This is a genomic window from Flavobacterium panacagri (assembly GCF_030378165.1).
GTDB classification, from domain to species: domain Bacteria; phylum Bacteroidota; class Bacteroidia; order Flavobacteriales; family Flavobacteriaceae; genus Flavobacterium; species Flavobacterium panacagri.
Window position 1 is genome coordinate 5239267 of the sequence record NZ_CP119766.1, and the last position, 20269, is coordinate 5259535.

15 protein-coding genes are annotated in these 20269 nt (G+C 33.1%); 9 read left to right on the forward strand and 6 right to left on the reverse strand.

Features of this window, described 5'->3' with window-relative positions:
- Positions 1-100: 100 nt before the first annotated feature.
- From P2W65_RS22135 to P2W65_RS22155, 5 genes are all read right to left on the reverse strand, one after another.
- Positions 101-1081 (reverse strand): YheT family hydrolase, encoded by a 981-nt coding sequence (locus tag P2W65_RS22135; RefSeq protein ID WP_289661326.1) that lies wholly within the window; start codon positions 1079-1081, stop codon positions 101-103.
- A 227-nt stretch (positions 1082-1308) separates the two neighbouring features.
- On the reverse strand, positions 1309-1698 hold the full coding sequence (locus P2W65_RS22140) for a RidA family protein (protein ID WP_289661329.1): 390 nt from the start codon (positions 1696-1698) through the stop codon (positions 1309-1311).
- A gap of 83 nt (positions 1699-1781) precedes the next feature.
- The gene (locus P2W65_RS22145) at positions 1782-2354 is read right to left on the reverse strand and encodes a Crp/Fnr family transcriptional regulator (RefSeq protein ID WP_289661331.1); all 573 of its coding nucleotides are present in this window, start codon (positions 2352-2354) and stop codon (positions 1782-1784) included.
- Between the two features lie 105 nt (positions 2355-2459).
- Positions 2460-3149: an SIMPL domain-containing protein gene (locus tag P2W65_RS22150; protein WP_179005101.1), complete on the reverse strand. Its 690-nt coding sequence runs from the start codon at positions 3147-3149 to the stop codon at positions 2460-2462.
- Between the two features lie 51 nt (positions 3150-3200).
- On the reverse strand, positions 3201-3839 hold the full coding sequence (locus tag P2W65_RS22155) for a rhomboid family intramembrane serine protease (RefSeq protein WP_289661335.1): 639 nt from the start codon (positions 3837-3839) through the stop codon (positions 3201-3203).
- A 112-nt stretch (positions 3840-3951) separates the two neighbouring features.
- Here P2W65_RS22155 and P2W65_RS22160 point away from each other — a divergent pair, with 112 nt between their 5' ends.
- Positions 3952-4824, forward strand: coding sequence for a lysophospholipid acyltransferase family protein (locus P2W65_RS22160; protein ID WP_289661337.1), 873 nt, complete (start codon positions 3952-3954; stop codon positions 4822-4824).
- A 234-nt stretch (positions 4825-5058) separates the two neighbouring features.
- Here P2W65_RS22160 and glmM read toward each other — a convergent pair whose 3' ends face one another.
- Positions 5059-6447 (reverse strand): phosphoglucosamine mutase, encoded by a 1389-nt coding sequence (glmM, locus tag P2W65_RS22165; protein ID WP_289661339.1) that lies wholly within the window; start codon positions 6445-6447, stop codon positions 5059-5061.
- Between the two features lie 205 nt (positions 6448-6652).
- Between glmM and P2W65_RS22170 the strand changes: the two genes are divergently transcribed.
- The 8 genes from P2W65_RS22170 (at position 6653) to P2W65_RS22205 (ending at position 20129) form a co-directional block, all read left to right on the forward strand.
- The gene (locus tag P2W65_RS22170) at positions 6653-7237 is read left to right on the forward strand and encodes an acyl carrier protein phosphodiesterase (RefSeq protein WP_289661341.1); all 585 of its coding nucleotides are present in this window, start codon (positions 6653-6655) and stop codon (positions 7235-7237) included.
- A gap of 33 nt (positions 7238-7270) precedes the next feature.
- Positions 7271-8950, forward strand: coding sequence for a gamma-glutamyltransferase (gene ggt, locus P2W65_RS22175; RefSeq protein WP_289661343.1), 1680 nt, complete (start codon positions 7271-7273; stop codon positions 8948-8950).
- Between the two features lie 72 nt (positions 8951-9022).
- On the forward strand, positions 9023-10807 hold the full coding sequence (locus tag P2W65_RS22180; RefSeq protein ID WP_289661345.1) for a chloride channel protein: 1785 nt from the start codon (positions 9023-9025) through the stop codon (positions 10805-10807).
- A gap of 63 nt (positions 10808-10870) precedes the next feature.
- Positions 10871-11824, forward strand: coding sequence for a Fic family protein (locus P2W65_RS22185; RefSeq protein ID WP_179005089.1), 954 nt, complete (start codon positions 10871-10873; stop codon positions 11822-11824).
- 100 nt (positions 11825-11924) lie between these two features.
- Positions 11925-14756: an excinuclease ABC subunit UvrA gene (gene uvrA / locus P2W65_RS22190; RefSeq protein WP_289661350.1), complete on the forward strand. Its 2832-nt coding sequence runs from the start codon at positions 11925-11927 to the stop codon at positions 14754-14756.
- A gap of 101 nt (positions 14757-14857) precedes the next feature.
- A complete protein-coding gene (locus P2W65_RS22195) occupies positions 14858-15766 on the forward strand; it encodes an energy transducer TonB (RefSeq protein ID WP_289661353.1) in 909 nt (302 codons plus the stop codon).
- A gap of 585 nt (positions 15767-16351) precedes the next feature.
- A complete protein-coding gene (locus P2W65_RS22200) occupies positions 16352-17080 on the forward strand; it encodes an LOG family protein (RefSeq protein WP_289661356.1) in 729 nt (242 codons plus the stop codon).
- A 298-nt stretch (positions 17081-17378) separates the two neighbouring features.
- The gene (locus P2W65_RS22205; RefSeq protein ID WP_289666214.1) at positions 17379-20129 is read left to right on the forward strand and encodes a gluzincin family metallopeptidase; all 2751 of its coding nucleotides are present in this window, start codon (positions 17379-17381) and stop codon (positions 20127-20129) included.
- Positions 20130-20269: the final 140 nt, after the last annotated feature.

Genomic DNA, 20269 nt, shown 5'->3' on the forward strand with positions numbered 1-20269 from the left:
TATGTTAAGTTAAAAACGAAAACTAATTAAAGCCCACTAATTATCAGGAACTGTAAGTTTTTTACAGCAGAGTTAAAATAAAGAACTGAATCAATAATTCTTAAGCCTTAAAAGTTTCAGGAAATTGATACGATTTAAAAAACTCATAGGCTCTTTTTTCTGCATAAGAATAAGTTGAATTACGTAACGGAAAAGCGCAATGTCCGCCATATTTTGGAGTTTCAAGAAATACATATTCACTATCTTGCGCAATCGCTCTTGGATAGCATCTCTCCCCTAAAAAAGGATCATCAAGCGAATTTATAATTAAAACGGGAGTCGTAATATTTTTAAGCGAAAATTCTGGAGAAACTTTGTGATAATAGTCTTCTCTGCTTGCAAAACCATGAAGCGGTGCTGTAAAATATTGATCGACTTCATCAAAAGAAGAAATTTTATCAATCTGGTCACGATTTATAAAATCAGGAAACTGAACGGCTTTGTATTTCAGCTTTTTCTTAATATCGATGGTAAAATTCTTTAAATAGACTTTATTAAAACCTTGTTTCAAAACCGCAGCGCTTGTAGCAATATGAGTGGGCACCGAAATCGAAACCGCTGCTTTTATACGCGCATCAATTTTTGTCCAGCCCAAATAATTCAAAAGCTGTACACCGCCCATTGAATAACCAATCAAATAAATTTCTTCGAATCCTTTTTGCAAAGTAAACTGTACTACTTCATTAAGATCATCCACCGCACCATGATGATAAAGTCTTGGAAGTCGGTTCATCTCGCCGCCACAGGTTCTATTATTCCAAGCAAAAACAGAAAAACCTTGATCCAGAAAATAAGATGCACAGCTATTATTATAGGTTCTACGAGAATCTCCTTCTAAGCCATGACATAAAATAACGGCCTTCTTCGAATTGTTTAGAACAAAGTCAATATTGATAAAATCTCCGTCATTTAACTCCAGTTTGTGTCTTGTATAATCCGGAGCATCGAACTTTTTAATCAAAGCGGCATAAATGGTGGAAATATGCCTATTGCGATGAATAATCGAAGGAAAATTATATTCTGATTGTTCAATTATCGGCATAATAAAAAGTTTTTTATGGTGCGTACTACAAAGCTAAGAAATCAATTAATATGAAAGTAAAATCTGTCCTTTTTATTTTCTAAATAATTAGTAAAAAAGAAGTTTGGATATAAAAACTGCAGAGATTCATCTAATTTTATTAGAATATTCTTTATATCCATAACAAAATCCTGATTTCGAGTTCAACTCAAAATCAGGATTTTTACTATTTGCTCCTATTTTTATAATTACTTTACAACAGTTGCTTCCAATTCCACTTTCAAAGTCTCAAAAAGGCTTTTTACTTCCAAAACAGTACTGGATTGTTTAATCTCATTTTCATGGATCCAATTCTGAAAAACATCAAAATTTTCAAATAACGAAGCACTGTCTGTGGTGTAAATATTTAATCGGACGATATTCTTTAATTGATAATTCGCATCAGAAATCACTTTTTCTAGATTATCTAATGTTTGTAGAAGCTGACTTCTCATATCGGCATTACTAGAAATTCCATTGTCGTCTATTGCCGTTTGTCCAGAAACATATAGCGTACCTTGAACATTTGTAACTTCTACTGCCTGGGCATAATTTCTAGCATACTGCCATTTCCAAGGATTTATTACTCGTTTTTCCATCTTTAAATTTTTAAAATTAACAGATGCAAAAATCAGCAGACTAAATTTTTTAAAGGCGTGACAAATATCACTATTTACAAGCCTTACATAAAAAGGCGGCTCAATGTCTCGCGCGAAACTCCTAAATAAGAAGCTAAAGAAGTTTTAGGAACACGTTGTAAAAGAGAGGAATTTTTAAGAAGCAACTGTTCGTATCTTTCTCTTGCGTTTGAAGTCAAAAAAGATAATATTCGTGTTTGAGAACCAATATGCCCAGCTATTGATTTTCTAAGAAAAAAACGTTCCATTTTCTGCAAGTCATTACAAAGCTTTTCGAAGTTTTCAAATGAAAGACTGTACACAATTGTATCCTCAATACACTCTAATGACAATGTGGCTTTCGTTTGTGTATAAAAAGCCTGAAAATCGGTTTCCCACCAATCTTCCATGGCAAATGAAACAATGTGTTTTTTAGCATCTTGATCTTCATAAACCAACTTTACAAGTCCCGCTAATAAAAAATATACATTGCGAACTTCATTTCCTTCTTCAATAATAAATTGACCTTTCTTAAATGTTTCCAGTTTAAAATGAGAAACAATGAATGAAGCTTCTTCATCTGTCAAAAGGACAACTTTTTCTATATGGTTTCTTAAAAATTGTTCAGGATTATTCATAAAAAGGTTTTCAAAATAAATAACAAAAATACAGCTTCAAAAAACAAAAAATCCAAATCCCAAGAAATTTGGAATTTGGATTTTTAATATTCGAATTTATATTGTTTAGTCTAAAACAAAACTTACGCTGACATTTGCTGTAATTTCGATTTCTCCAATAGCTAAAGTTTCATTTGAAGCTCCCATTGAATCTGCTTCTTTCATTCTCATCGCAGCATACATTGGCTGTGGATGATAAACTTGTGAATTGTCTGAAATTGTAAACGCTTTACCTACTTTCTGTCCTAAAACAGATACGTATTCTTCTGCCTTTACTTTAGCATCTTTCATCGCTAATTTTCTAGCTTCCGATTGATATTGTGCTAATTTAGAAGATTCAAAAGAAACTCTATCAATACGATTAATTCCTTGCTGTACCAAACCTTCCATTAATTCATCATATTTAGACAAATCTTTTACTACAATTTCTACCGTTTGTGTAGCGTTGTAAGAAGTTTTCTTTTTCTCATAATCGTATTGCGGATTTAGAGAAACTTGTTTTGTTTTGAAATCTGCTGTTGGAACATTCATTTTTTTGATGAATTTTAAAACAGCGTCCATCTTTTCGTCATTCTGTTTTTTAACGTCTTTAGCATTATTCCCTTTTGTTTCAACCGTAGCTGAAATACAAACCTGATCAGGTGCTACTTTTACTTTTCCTTCCCCATTTACATTGATTAGAGGTATTTGTTTGATTTCCTGGCCGTAAGACATAGTCATAAACATGATTGTTAAAAATAATACTAGTTTTTTCATTTTTGTTAAATTTTAATATTTACTAAAGGCTTTTCAAAAGTTATGCCAGCATTATAATTTTCCCAATTTTGCCATTCCAAAAAGAATCACAATTGGAATAGCCAACAGAATTACCATCATAGTTTGATCGGCAAATAAAGAAGGTTCTTTTATCAAAGTGATCACATAACCGCCTATAGCACCACCAAAGTGAGCTGTATGGCCAATATTGTCGTTTTTAGCTTTCATTCCATAAATCGAATACAATAAATATAAAATTCCGAAAATATAGGCCGGCATCGGAATAACAAAAAATATTCCCAGCATCATATCAGGTCTTAATAATATCGCAGAATACAAAACTCCCGTTACAGCTCCGGAAGCTCCAACAGCACGGTAGCTATAATCATTTTTATGAAAAAGCATCGTCAGAAGGCTTCCGAAAATCAAACTTCCAAAATAAATAAGGACAAAAGAAAAATTTCCGAGTAAATCTAACACAACAGGCGCAAAAAAGTAAAGTGTCAGCATATTGAAAATTAAATGCATCATGTCTACATGCAAAAAACCAGAAGACAGCATCCTAAATTGTTCTCCAGAACGAATACTTCCTACATGAAATTCATACTTTCTAAAAAAATAAAGATCATTAAAACCTTTGTAACTAATAAGTGCGTTAGCAACTATAATCCCTACTACAATGATATTCATAAATACTAATTATTGTGAATTGTAAATATAATCATTCTTAAAGATAAGTTAGCAAGAATGCAAAATATCGACCGATAATGATTTTTAATTTATCTTTGTAAAAAAATTTTACATGCAGTTTCTTGTTTATATTTTGGCCTACCCTTTACTTTGGCTAATCTCTATATTACCTTTTCCTATATTTTACTTATTCTCAGATTTTGTTTATTTTCTGATTTACAGAGTTATTGGATATCGTAAAAAAGTGGTCCGTGAAAATCTGGCACTTACTTTACCACATTTAAGTGATGCTGAAAGGAAAGACATCGAAAAAAAATTCTACAAACATATGTGCGATATGTTTTTGGAAATGGTCAAAACGATGAGTATGTCTCCTGAAGAAATGGAAAGAAGATTTCATGTAACCAATATCGATTTGGTCTTGGATTATGCTAAAAAAGGAAAAAGCGTCATTCTTGTAGCTTCACATTATGCAAGTTATGAATGGCTTTTAACGATAAATCCTAAACTTGGATTTCAAGGTGTTGCTGTTTATAAAAAACTAGCCAATCCCTATTTTGATAAATTAGTTCGAAAAATCCGTTCAAAATATAATACTGAAATGATCGAAACCAGAAAAGCAATTCCAACCATGGCTCAAAACCAGCGTAATGGAGTTTTAAGCATGTATGGTCTGGCAAGCGATCAATCGCCTAAACTGGATAGAATTTTTCATTCGATGAAATTTATGGGAGTTGAAGTTCCTGTTCATACTGGAGCCGAAATGCTGGCTAAAAAATACGATCTGGCCGTAATTATGGTAAAAGTCGAAAAAGTTAAGAGAGGATTTTACGAAGCTACCTTTTTATCTCTTGCAGACAATCCAAAAGATTTTGAAGACTTCGAGATTACAGAAATGTATTTAAAAGAAGTTGAAAAACAAATTCTCGCAAAACCGGAGTTCTATTTATGGACGCACAAAAGATGGAAACATAAAATTAATTAATGATTAAAAAAGTCCGAAAAACAAATGTTGTTTTTCGGACTTTTCTTTTAAAATGCGAAACCTGTAAATGCTCGGATCACATTTTTTTCCACCACAATGAAACATTTTACTACCAATGAAACATTCCTACGGAATGACATCATGATGTGAAAATTGAAAAAACTTTTTTTATTGAAAGCAAAAAAGCCTCTTTTGTTGCAAATAGAGGCTTTTTTATGATTTAAAACTAAAATCTTAGATTCCAGCAATAACTTTAATTTCGTCAATAATACGAAGTGCCAATTTATCTGCAGCTTCCTGCGAAGGTGCTTCGGTATAAATACGAATAATTGGTTCTGTGTTTGATTTTCTTAAATGAACCCATTCTGTAGCAAAATCAATTTTTACACCGTCAATTGTCGAGATATCTTCGTTTTTATATTTCTCTGTCATTTGAGTTAAAATCGCATCGACATCAATCTGCGGTGTCAATTCAATTTTATTTTTACTCATATAATATTCCGGATAAGAAGCTCTCAAAGCTGCAACCGACATTTTTTTGTTTGCTAAATGTGTTAAGAATAAAGCAACTCCAACCAAACTATCGCGTCCGTAATGTAATTCAGGATAGATAATTCCACCGTTTCCTTCACCACCAATTACAGCATTGTTTTTCTTCATTAATTCTACCACATTTACCTCTCCTACTGCACTTGCTTCGTAGTTTCCGTTGTGGGCTTTTGTAACGTCTCTTAATGCACGAGAAGAAGACATATTAGAAACTGTATTTCCAGGAGTTTTACTTAAAACATAATCTGCTACAGCAACTAGTGTATATTCTTCACCAAACATTTCTCCGTCTTCGCTGATGAACGCCAAACGATCTACGTCTGGATCTACCACGATTCCGAAATCCGCTTTTTCTTTTACAACTAATTCTGAAATATCCGTTAAATGCTCTTTTAAAGGTTCTGGATTATGAGGGAAATGTCCGTTTGGTTCGCAGTATAATTCTACTACTTCCACTCCCATTTGTTTCAGAAGTTTTGGAATAATAATTCCTCCCGAAGAATTTACACCGTCAACAACCACTTTAAATTTAGCTTCTTTAACAACTTCTATATCAACCAAAGGCAAATTTAAAACCTCGTCGATATGAATATCCATATAAGCATCATTCAAAATGATTTCGCCTAAACTATCAACGTCAGAAAAATCGAAAGCTTCTGCTTCAGCAATTTCTAAAATTTTAGCACCATCAGCGCCGCTTAAGAATTCTCCTTTAGCATTTAATAATTTTAAGGCATTCCATTGTTTTGGATTGTGAGAAGCTGTTAAGATAATTCCTCCGTCTGCTTTTTCTAATGGAACAGCTACTTCAACCGTTGGTGTTGTAGAAAGTCCAAGATCAATCACATTGATTCCTAAACCAATTAAAGTATTTACAACTAAATTGTGGATCATTGGCCCAGAAATTCTGGCATCACGACCAATTACCACGGTTAATTTATCTTTAGCAATGTTATTTTTTAAGAAAGTTCCGTATGCCGACGCAAACTTCACTGCATCAACAGGAGTCAAATTATCTCCTACTTTTCCTCCGATCGTCCCACGGATTCCAGAAATAGATTTTATTAGAGTCATTTTTGTGAGTTAGGGTTATTTTTTTACAAATATAAAAAAGTTACCGAGTTACTAAGGCGCTAAGTTTCTAAGATTTCAATTTTAACTTATAAGAAAGCACTTTCATTGCGTATTTTTATAACAAAATGATTTAAAAAAGTTTTTATACATTTACTAAAACAACTCGGAAACTTAGCCACTAAGATTCTCAGCAATTATAGAAAAAATGAATTTCTTAGCCCATATATATCTTTCTGGAGAAAATGATTTGATTAAAATAGGGAATTTTATGGCCGATGGAATTCGCGGCAAACAATTTGAACATTTTCCCGAAGATGTTCAAAGAGGAATTTTACTGCATCGTTTCATTGACACTTATACCGATTCTCACGATATTTTCAGAAAAAGCACCAAACGATTACACGATAGATATCATCATTATTCTGGCGTTATTGTAGATATTGTTTACGATCATTTTCTGGCAAAAAACTGGACAAAATATTCAGACGAAAAACTAGAAACTTTTATCAATAGATTCTACAATTCATTACACGATAATTATGATATTTTAACAGAAAAAACACAGGGTTTAATGCCATACATGATCGAAAGAAACTGGCTTTTAAGTTATCGCACCACCGAAGGAATCCACCAGATTCTGACACAAATGGACCGCAGATCTAAAAACATTTCTAAAATGCAATATGCGGTAGAAGAATTAAATGAATTTTATGATGATTTTGAAGAAGAATTCACTTCTTTTTTTGAAGAAATAAAAGTACAAGCCAAAGCAAAATTGATTACGCTTTAACAGCTTTAGTTTTCATTACAAATCACATTACACATGAAAAAAATTACGCTTTTAATAGCTCTCATTTATATTAATACTAACGCGCAGCAAGCAAATCCAACAGGATTAGTTGTAACCAAAGCAATGGTCGTTTCGGCTCGTGAAGAGGCTTCTAAAATTGGTTCAGACATTATGAAACGAGGCGGCAATGCATTTGATGCTATGGTTGGAACCGAATTGGCATTGGCAGTCGCTTTTCCTTTTGCGGGAAATATTGGCGGCGGCGGTTTTATGGTATATAGAAAAGCAAATGGCGAAGTAGGTTCTTTAGATTATCGTGAAAAAGCACCATTGGCCGCTACAAAAGATATGTTTCTAGACAGCGATGGAAATGTCATTAAAGGCAAAAGTACCGAGACAGCTCTAGCAATTGGCGTTCCGGGAACTATCGCTGGAGTTTTTGCCGTTCATAAAAAATACGGCACCATGCCTATTGCTAAAATTTTAGAACCTGTAATTGCTTTGGCTGAAAGAGGTGTTATAGTTACCAAAAAACAAGAAAAAAGTTTAAACGATTATCATGATAAAATTGTTAAGATAAACGGAGAGAATTCTCTTTTATCTGGAACTTTCAAAGAGAATGATACGATCAAATATCCAGCGCTGGCAAAGACTTTAAAAAGAATTCAGAAAAAAGGAAGAAATGAATTCTATAAAGGTGAGACAGCTAAAATTTTAGTTGATTATCTGAAGAAAAAAGGTGGCATCATTACAATGGAAGATTTGGCAAAATATGAAGCCAAATGGAGAAAACCGCTTCAGTTTACATACAAAGATTTAAAAATCACTTCGATGTCTCCACCAAGCAGCGGCGGCATCTGTTTGGCGCAGATTTTAAAAATGCTGGAACCGTATGATTTATCCAAAATGGGACATAATTCTCCTGATGCCATTCAAGTTATTGTAGAAGCTGAAAGAAGAGCTTATGCTGATAGAAGCTACTTTTTAGGAGATCCGGATTTTGTCAAAATTCCAGTAAAAGAATTATTAGATCAAAATTACTTACGTGATCGAATGGCAAGTTTTAATCCAGAAAAAGCCACTTTGTCTTCTGAAATAAAAGAAGGAAAAGTCAATTATGCTGAAAGCACCGAAACGACTCATTATTCTATTGTAGATCAATTTGGAAATGCAATTGCAGCAACCACAACTTTAAATGATGGATACGGTTCTAAATATTACTGCGATGAATTAGGTTTCTTTTTGAATAATGAAATGGATGATTTTAGTGCTAAACCAGGTTCGCCAAATATGTTTGGTTTGGTTGGAAATGAAGCCAACAGTATTGCACCGCAAAAGCGTATGTTGAGTTCGATGACACCAACAATTGTGGAGAAAAACGGAAAATTGTTTATGGTTGTGGGAACTCCGGGCGGTTCTACTATTATCACCTCAGTTTTGCAAACTATTTTAAATGTATACGAATACAATCTGAGCATGCAGGAAGCAGTAAATGCACCACGTTTTCATCATCAGTGGCTTCCTGATTTGATTACTTTTGAACCAAATGCTTTTGAGACAAAAACAATAGACAAACTAAAAGCTAAAAATTACTTAATCAATGAAAAACCAACTCCAATCATCGGAAAAGTGGATGCCATTTTAATCTTGCCTGACAGTAAATTAGAAGGCGGAGCTGACTTTAGAGGAGATGATAAAGCAGTTGGCTTTTAATACTTATTCGTTTTTATTTTTTTAATCTAACATTATAAACTAATTTTGTAAGAACGAATAATTTTAAAAAGAATGCTCAAAAAATATTTCAGAAGACTCGAAAGCATCATTGCTTTGGCACAATCCTTAATGACTCCAAAGCAGTTTCTTTTTTTGTCAAGCGTTCTTATTGGGATTTCGTGCTCTCTTGCTGTTATCGTACTAAAAACTTTCGCACACAGCGTTTTCTCCTTTGCAACTTACATTAACGGAATCTTAAAGTTAAGCTTTATTAATAGTATCCTTCCGATTGTCGGAATTCTATTGACTGTTTTTGTTGTAAAAAAAGTCCTAAATGGAAGTATCCAAAAAGGAACTTCTCAAATACTTTATGCTGTAGCCAAAAAAGCCAGTATCATTCCGAGAAAGCAGATGTATGCTCAAATCGTAACGAGTTCGTTAACAGTTGGCTTAGGAGGTTCTGCCGGTTTAGAAAGTCCGATTGTAATTACAGGTGCCGCATTTGGTTCTAATTATGCTCAGAATTATAAAATGCAGTATAAGGACAGAACCTTATTAATTGGATGTGGTGTTGCTGCTGGAATTGCCGCTGCTTTTAATGCTCCAATTGCCGGTGTTCTTTTTGCAATTGAAGTTTTATTGGTAGACGTGAGCATTTCTGCTTTTACACCGATTATGATTTCTGCGGCAACCGGTGCATTAGTTTCAGCTATTGTTTTGGACGAAAGCATTCTTTTAAGCTTCAAAAAACAAGAAACATTCGATTATCACAATATTCCTTTTTATGTAATATTAGGGGTTTTAACAGGGCTAACAGCAATTTATTATTCCCGAAATTTCCAGAGAGTAGAACATTATTTTGCCAAACAACAGATCAATCCTTATAAAAAAGCATTAATTGGCTCGTCACTTTTAGCATTGCTGATTTTTGTTTTTCCAACTCTATTTGGCGAAGGATATGAAAGCATTAGAACCTTATCTGAAACCGATCCTGGAAAATTATTAGACAATACTCTTTTTGCAGATTTTAGAAATAATCAATGGGTTTTACTGCTTTTTGTGGGTGCCACTATGATGATGAAAGTTTTTGCCTCGGGACTAACTCTTGGAAGCGGTGGAAATGGAGGAAACTTTGCTCCTTCTCTATTTTTAGGTTCTTATCTGGGATATTTCTTTTCTAAGCTAATAACAATGATAGGTTTGTCAAAACTACCAATTACCAACTTTACCATGGTTGGAATGGCGGGTATTTTGAGTGGATTATTTCACGCTCCATTAACGGCAATATTTTTAATTGCAGAAATCACAGGAGGTTACGGTTTAATGATTCCGCTTATGATTGTTTCTTCCATCAGTTTTGCAATTTCAAAACGTTACGAAAAATATTCGCTTGACGTAAAAGGATTAGTAAAAAAAGGTCACGCTTTTACCAGTAATAAAGATTCTAATATTCTTTCCACTTTAGACATTGATACTATTATTCAATGTGATTATTTAACAGTTCACCCGGAAGAAAATTTGAGCAAATTGGTTGATCTTATTTCTCATTCCAATCAAGTCGTTTTTGCGGTTGTTGACAATGAAAAAGAATTGGTTGGTGTAGTCCATTTTAATGATATCCGAGAAATTATCTTTAATTCCTATCGAGTAAAATACACTCAGATAAAAGATGTTATGAAAACTCCTGCCGCAACAATTTCTTCTTTTGACAGCATGGAAATTGTAATGAGTAAATTCGAAAAATCTAAATCGGCATTTCTTCCGGTTTTACGAAATGGAAAATACTACGGTTTCATATCCAAATCTATAGCATTGGAAGCTTACAGAACCAAACTACGCGCTATGACGATAGAATAACCTTAATATCGGATAAGTTAAAAATTTTTATTATCCGATATTAAGAAGTACTTTTGTAGGATTATGTGGAATATAAACCTAACATACAGAGAAGAATTTCAATCAACATTTGATCGGTTGTACCAAAAAAGGCAGGAACTGCAAACCAGCAGACCATTGCCTAATATCGCTTTGAATAAAATCCGTGAAAGTTTATCTCTAGAATGGACTTACAATTCAAATAGTATTGAAGGAAATACAATGAGTCTACGCGAAACCCAAATGGTAATCCAGGAAGGCATTACGATTAAGGGAAAATCTCTTCGCGAACATTTTGAAACACACAATCACGATAAAGCAATCGACTATCTATATTCAATTGTAGATGAAAATTACAAGCTTAGAAGTATTGACATACTTTCTATCCATGGTCTTGTTTTACGATCCATTGAGGATGATTTTGCTGGGCGAATTCGAAATGGTGGTGTTCGTATTTCAGGAGCTAATTTTATGCCTCCAAACGCCAATAAGGTTTCAGATTATCTTGATGAATTAATTGAGTTTATCAATACAAATCCGTTAGGACTAAACGATATTGAATTGGCAACAATTTACCATCATAAACTAGTCTGGATTCATCCCTTTTTTGATGGAAACGGCCGTACAGTTCGTCTAAGCATGAATTTATTATTGATGCGTTGTGGTTTTCCCCCTGCCATTATACTAAAAAATGACAGGAAAAAATATTACGAAGCGCTTAATCAAGCCAATAATGGTAATTATCAAAAACTAACACTTTTGATGTGTCAGGCACTTGAACGAACACTTAATATTTATTTAAGCGCTATGCCAGGAAGCAGTTATGATTATCAATCTATTCAAAACATTGTTAGCGAACCTGATACACCTTATGGTCAGGAATATGTAAGTTTATTAGCCAGAACAGGGAAAATAGACGCTTATAAAGAAGGCAGAAACTGGTACACCACCAAAGAAGCCATCGAAGATTATATAGCAACCCGAAAAAGAAAACGCTAGTTTATACTAGCGTTTTTTGTTACTAATTGTAACATAAAGTTTTGCTATCGAGCACTAAAAGAACAAATCAAAGTGGTAACTTTGCGTTTTGCTCAAAATTATGTTAGAAAAAGACAATACTATTGAAGTTCTTGGTGCAAGAGTTCATAATCTTAAAAATATAGACATTTCTATTCCGCGTGAAAAACTGGTTGTAATCACTGGTTTATCGGGTTCGGGAAAATCATCCTTGGCATTTGATACCATTTATGCTGAAGGCCAGCGTCGTTATGTTGAAACTTTTTCGGCATACGCCAGACAATTCCTTGGTGGACTGGAACGTCCTGATGTTGATAAAATTGACGGACTTTCGCCAGTAATTGCCATTGAACAAAAAACAACCAGCAAAAGTCCGCGTTCGACTGTTGGAACCATTACTGAAATTTACGATTTCCTTAGACTTTTATACGCTCGTGGTGCTGATGCATACAGTTATAACACAGGCGAAAAAATGGTTTCGTATTCTGATGAGCAGATTAAAGATCTGATTATTCAAGATTATAAAGGAAAACGAATCAATATTTTGGCTCCGGTTATTAAAGCGAGAAAAGGACATTATGCCGAATTATTCCAGCAAATTACAAAACAAGGATTTTTAAAAGTTCGTGTAAATGGCGAAGTTCAGGATTTGGTCTCTGGAATGAAATTGGATCGTTACAAAACACACGATATTGAAATTGTGGTAGACAGAATGCAGATTGAAGATACACCTGACAATCAGAAAAGATTGGCTGAAAGCATCAATACTGCCATGCATCATGGTGAAAATGTCCTGATGATTTTAGATCAGGATTCTAATGAAGTTCGTTATTTCAGCCGAAATTTGATGTGCCCTTCAACCGGAATATCTTATCAAAATCCGGAACCGAATTTATTTTCTTTTAACTCACCAAAAGGAGCTTGTCCGCATTGCAACGGATTAGGAACGGTTCATGAAATCAATGTAAAAAAGATTATTCCAAATCCGAAATTGTCTATTAAAAGTGGTGGTTTTGCTCCGCTTGGCGAATACAAATCTTCATGGATTTTCAAACAACTGGAAACCATTGGAGAAAAATTCGGATTTAAAATTACCGATCCAATCGAGAAGATCCCCGAAGAAGCCATGACCATGATTTTGCATGGCGGAAAAGATAAATTTGCCGTCAACTCAAAAGATCTTGGTGTAACCAGAGAATACAAAATTGATTTTGAAGGGATTTCAAATTTCATCAAAAATCAATATGATGAAAGTGCTACAACTAGTATCAAACGATGGGCAAAAGATTTTATGGACGAAATTCCATGTCCGGTTTGTGATGGTTCCCGTCTTAAAAAAGAAGCTTTATTTTTTAGAGTAAATGAAAAAAATATCACGGAATTGTGTGATATGGATATTTCAGATTTAACAGCATGGTTTCAAGATTTGAATAGCCATTTGACTGACAAACAGCTTTTGATTGCTTCTGAGGTTGTAAAAGAAATCAAAGACCGTTTGAACTTCTTAATGAATGTTGGTTTGAATTATTTGGCTTTAAGCCGAAGTTCAAAATCGCTTTCTGGAGGAGAAGCACAACGTATCAGATTAGCAACACAAATTGGCTCCCAGTTAGTTGGAGTTTTATATATTTTGGATGAGCCAAGTATTGGTTTACACCAAAGAGACAACGAAAAATTGATTCATTCTTTGGAGCAATTACGTGATATTGGAAACTCGGTTATTGTAGTGGAACACGATAAAGACATGATCGAAACAGCCGATTATGTAATTGATATTGGGCCAAAAGCTGGAAAATATGGTGGAGAAATCATTAGCATTGGAACTCCAAAAGAAACTTTAAAATCAAACACGATTACCGCTCAATATCTGAATGGTAAAATGAAATTTGACATTCCAAAGAAAAGAAGAAAAGGAAACGGAAAATTCTTAAAACTGACTGGAGCAACAGGAAATAACTTAAAAAATGTCTCAATTGAGATTCCTTTAGGACAAATGACCTGCGTTACGGGAGTTTCGGGTAGTGGAAAATCAACTTTAATTAATGAAACACTTTATCCGATTTTAAATGCCTACTATTTTAATGGTGTAAAAAAACCACAGCCTTATAAAAAAATTGAAGGTTTAGAACATATTGACAAAGTTATCGATATTGACCAAAGTCCGATTGGGCGTACTCCACGTTCGAATCCTGCGACTTATACGGAAGTTTTTACAGAAATCAGAAATTTGTTTACGATGACTTCAGAAAGCATGATTCGAGGTTATAAAGCAGGACGTTTCAGTTTTAACGTAAAAGGCGGACGATGTGAAACTTGTGAAGGTTCTGGAGTAAGAACAATCGAAATGAACTTTTTACCAGATGTTTATGTAGAATGCGAAACTTGCCAAGGAAAACGTTTTAACAGAGAAACTTTAGAAATTCGTTATAAAGGAAAATCTATTTCTGATGTTTTAGATATGACAGTTGATGAAGCAGTTCCATTTTTTGAGAACATCCCAAAGATTCATAGAAAAATCAAAACCATTCAGGACGTTGGTTTAGGATATATTACACTTGGTCAGCAAAGTACAACACTTTCCGGTGGTGAGGCACAGCGTATTAAACTGGCCGGAGAATTGTCTAAAAAAGATACAGGAAATACCTTTTATATTCTAGATGAACCTACTACAGGATTACACTTTGAAGATATTCGCGTTTTGATGGAAGTTATCAATAAACTGGTTGACAAAGGAAATACGATTTTGGTAATCGAACATAATATGGACGTTATCAAACTGGCAGATTATATTATCGACATTGGCCCAGAAGGCGGTAAAGGTGGTGGACAATTAGTTGCCAAAGGAACTCCTGAAGAAGTAGCTAAGAATAAAAAGAGTTACACTGCTAAGTTTTTGAAGAAAGAATTAGAGTAAAAAAAATATCTTTGTCAAGGTTTTCAAGCTTTGACAAAGATTCTTATATTTTCATAATTTAACAGTAATTATTTTATATTTTAGCTCTAAAAAAGCGAAATATGAAAACCACCGTATTATTTATTATAATATCGATATTCTCTCTTACCTCCTATTCCCAATCTCAAAAAGACAGTCTCAATAAAGTTGTCCGAGAACGAGTTAAAAATATAAAAGAAGACCAATCGGATAATCCTTATTATACCAAAAAAGAAAAGGAGGACGAATATTTAAACGAAAATAACATCTTTCAAGCTTTAGCGAAGCCAAGTCAAAATAGTGATTTAGCAAACTTTTTTAAGATTCATCTGGAGAAAAAACTTCTCAAAAAAATTGATTTTACCTCAATTAAGGACTCTTATTTGTATGATAATTTTTCAAACAGCAAATACAATTATACCATTCGATTAACTTTCGAATTAAGTAAAACAGGCAAAGCAACAAACTGCCGAATTAATACTGGTGACAAAGAATTGGACAGAAAAGTTATTGAAGTTTTCAAAAAATTTCCTTTAGAAAAACTAGGATTGAAAGAAAGTGATAAATCGGGTAAAATCAGTGTGCAGTTATTTGCTAAAGAAGATAAAGAAGTTGTAATAAAAGCAAGTCAATTTGTTGTAATAGATGCACCTCCAGTTGTAAAAGATTGTCAAGATTTACAAATGTACTGGCAGCTTAATAAATGTCTTTACGATAAGTTACATCAATATATATTGCAAAACATTTCATTAAAAATACTTAACAGCCAAGAATTAAGAGGCGAAATTATTTTCAGTCCGCGTTTTACAATTAACAAGGAAGGAAAAATTACGCATGTAAATTCGATCGCGCCAAATAAGATTATTAAAGACGAAATTGATCGCGTTATACTTTCGTTTAATGAAATAATTAAACCAGGGAAAAGAAATAATGTTCCTAAAGATACTTATTGCGAGACTTATAAAACTATTACAATAGAAAATTTGAAGTAACAACCCGTTATAGATATTGACCGATCCTACGGATCTTTTGCTGTGTCGTTCGTTCTAACGACGGATTAAAATCCGTCGCTACAAAATTTGGTCGAGCCAATGGCTCTTTTAATTGAGTTCATTAGGAACGATTAATATTGTAGCAACGGATTTTAATCCGTTGATTTTATTAATTCGCAACGTTAATTGAGTTCCGTAGGAACGGTATATTTAATTTTGATGTAATAATTAATTCAGAATTCTATTTGTATAAACAATTAGTAATGAAACCAAAACCTCAATTTCATCATTACCTAAACTTTACTTTTAGATTATAATTCCTGTTTTCTGTAACAATTCTAGAAAAAAGTGTTAATTTAGTATCCGCTTTTTTTGAAAAAATACAAAGTTAAAAGAGAGATCTTTCAATTAAACCAACTATTTATTTGGAAACCAACTGCCCTAGCCCTCATGGTCCCGAAGCTTCGAGAGACATCCTTTTGCTGTGGGGTTCACAGCAAAAGATACAGCGGACAGCAGGAATAAGCTTCTCCTTTCAAATATGATAGAAAATATAGAATAACATAATAAATTAAAATACCTAAAATGAGATTAGAAGATTTTGATAATGATGAAGACAAAGTAATTCAGGACCGTTTGAAGCAAAAAACGTGGAATGAAATTAGAACCAATGACAGCTGGGCAATTTTTAAAATTATGTCTGAGTTTGTAAATGGCTATGAGGCAATGGGACGAATTGGGCCTTGTGTTTCTATTTTTGGTTCTGCTAGAACCAAGCCGGACGATAAATACTATCAATTGGCAGAAAAAATTGCTTATAAAATCAGTAAAGCAGGTTATGGTGTAATTACAGGCGGTGGCCCTGGAATTATGGAAGCTGGTAACAAAGGTGCGCATTTAGGAGGCGGAACTTCGGTTGGTCTAAACATCGAATTGCCATTTGAACAGCATTTTAACCCTTATATCGATCACGATAAAAACTTGAACTTCGATTATTTCTTTGTGAGAAAAGTAATGTTCGTCAAATATTCTCAAGGTTTTGTGGTTATGCCAGGTGGTTTTGGAACTTTGGACGAAATGTTTGAAGCAATCACTTTGATTCAGACGAAAAAAATTGGAAAATTCCCGATCATTTTGGTAGGAGTTGAATTTTGGTCTGGTTTAATCGAATGGGTAAAAACAGTATTGGTCGAAAAAATGCATACGGTTAGTCCAGAAGATTTGGATTTATTTAAGATCGTAGACTCCGAAGATGAAGTAGTTGATGTTTTGGATAAATTCTATAAGAAATACGATTTAAGTCCGAATTTCTAATTTTTTTAACTATATGAGTAATATTAGGAATTACAACTTTGTTATTAAAGTACTATAATTCAAGTTCACTTACATGGCTTATATGGTTAAATTTCATTAAATATCGTAAAAATTGAAAGCTGTTTTTTGAAACAGCTTTTTTTATACTATTTTTACAAAAATCCGAAGTAGCTTTATGTACGTAACTTAAGTATATCTGATAAATTTTGCGCCATTCTTGAAATTGTTTTTTAAAATTATCTGCCCGATTGTAGTTTTATTGTTCTCCATAAAACTTTCAGCACAACATCTTTCTAAGATGGAGGTGGCGGTAAATCTCGAACTAAAAACACTGAACGTAAAACAGGACATTACGTATCATAATACTTCTGAAGATTCTCTGATAACTATTGTTTTAAACGATTGGAACAATGCTTTTGCAGATAAGAATACTCCGCTTGCAAGACGTTTTTCTGATGAATTTTACAGAGGTTTTCATTTAGCAAAAGCGGCAGACAGAGGAAAAACTACCATTCTAAATCTACTCGATACTGATTTTACAGCTCTGGAATGGGAACGAACCGAAAAAAATCCAGATTATATCATCATAAAATTAAATCGAAAGTTATTTCCAGGTCAAAAAATCGATTTACATCTGACTTATATCGTAAAAGTTCCTAATGATAAATTTACTGATTTTGGTTTTGATCAAAATGGTGGCATGGCACTTAAAAACTGGTTTCTGAGTCCTGCCCGTTTTGAAAACCATGGATTTATAAAATACAACAATTTCAATTTAGATGATATTGCCAATGCAACAACAGATTATGCAATTGAAGTTAAAATCCCAAATCCATATGTTATTACAACCGATTTAAATTCGGTTTCTAAAGATGTTTCCAACAGAGACTACAGCATTTATTCTTTTAGCGGTAAAAACAGAACAGATTTTAGTCTTTATATTGAAAAACAAAGCACTTTTAGAACTTATGATAACAGTTTGCTAGAAGTAGAAACCAATCTAAAAAACAAAAAAATCGATGAAATTCAGAAAGCCATAATCATTGATCGTGTTGTTTCTTTTGCATCGGATTTTATTGGGAAATATCCACATGAAAAAATCACAGTTTCACAAGCAGATTATGATCGAAATCCTTTTTATGGACTAAATCAGCTACCTTCTTTTATTAGTCCGTTTTCAGATGAATTTATGTTTGAGATTCAATTCTTAAAAACATTTTTAAACAATTATCTCAAAAATAGTCTTCGCGTGGATTCTCGAAAAGACAATTGGGTTTATGATGGAATCCAGATTTATGCCATGATGAAATATATGGAAGAAAATCATCTGGATAAAAAAATGCTGGGAAGACTTTCGGACATGAAACTCTTTAAAAGCTATAATATTACCAATCTGACTTTTAACGAGCAGTACAGCTATTATTATATGCTAATGGCTCGTAAAAATCTGGATCAGCCATTGGGAGATCCAAAAAATACTCTAATTAAATTCAACGAACAAATTGCCAGTAAATACCGCGCTGGTTTAAGTTTGAGTTATTTAGACGATTATTTAAATCATGATATTGTTCCAGAAAGCGTAAAAGAATTTTATGATCTCAACAAAATACAGCAAACGAATCGTTATGATCTGGAAAAAATATTGATTAATAAAACTCCCAAAAATCTAGATTGGTTCTTTAATACCATAATTGACTCTCGAGAAATAATTGATTATAAATTTACTCACGTTTCCAGAACAGTAGACAGCGTAAGCTTTTCGATTAAAAACAAAACCGGAATTTATGCTCCAATTCCTGTTTATGGCCTTAAAAAAAACAAAGTCGTTTTTAAAGAATGGATTGAGCCTAAAAACAAAGATTCTGTTTATGAATTTGACAGAAAAAATGCAGATAAAATTGTTTTAAACTATGACAATGAAGTTCCAGAATACAACCAGAGAAACAATTGGAAATCATTGAAAAGCCTTGTTATAACCAATCGTCCAATTAAGTTTAATTTTGCGAAAGATTTAGAAGACCCATTTTACAATCAGATTTTATATATTCCGACGCTTACTTACAATTACTACGATGGTTTTACTCCAGGAATCCGTTTTCATAATAAAACCATTTTGGACAAACCTTTTAATTTTGATATAAATCCAGCGTATTCTATCAAGGCAGGAACACTCTCTGGTTCTTCTGCTTTTTCTTGGAACGAATATTATAGAAACAGCACTTTATACAATGTCCGCTACTCTATTAGTCAAAATTATTTTCATTATGCGCCGGATGCTACTTATTTAAGATTGAATCCGATGGTGCAGTTTCGTATTCGTGAAAAAGATTTTAGAGACAATAGAAAGCAATTGTTTTTATTCCGTCAAGTTATCGTAAATCGAGAAGCAAGTACATACATTACAGACAATTCAAAACCAAATTATTCCATTTTTAACGCGAGATATTCCAATACTAAAACTGAATTAATCGATCATTTTAACTTCATGACTGATTTACAGTTTTCAAGCGGATTTGGAAAAGTGTCTGGAGAGATTGAATACAGAAGATTATTTCAAAACAACCGAAAATTAAACTTAAGATTATTTGCTGGAAGTTTTATGTACAACACAACAAATTCAGATTATTTTAGTTTTGGTTTAGACCGTCCTACTGATTATTTATTTGATTATAATCTATTTGGAAGATCAGAAAGCACTGGTTTTTTCAGTCAGCAGTATGTAATTGCAGAAGGAGGTTTTAAGTCTCAATTGGAACCTTCCTACGCCAATCAATGGATGACGACTTTAAATGCCAGTTATGCCGTTTGGAATTGGGTAGAATTATATGGAGACATTGGTTTTATGAAAAATAAACATCAAAGCGAGTTCTTTGCTTATGATACCGGAGTACGTTTAAATCTAGTCCCAGACTACTTTGAACTTTATTTTCCAGTTTATTCAAATAATGGATGGGAAATTTCACAACCTAGATACAATGAAAAAATACGATTTATAATCACTTTCTCACCAAAAACATTAGTCACTCTTTTTACCCGAAAATGGTTTTAATCAAATAAATTTTAAACAAAAACTTGCGAAATTATCAACAATTATATTTTTTTCATAAAAATAACATAAAAAAAATACGTAGTTTTTTGATTTTAAATACAAATAATTAAATTATATTTAGTTTAAAGAATTATGATTAT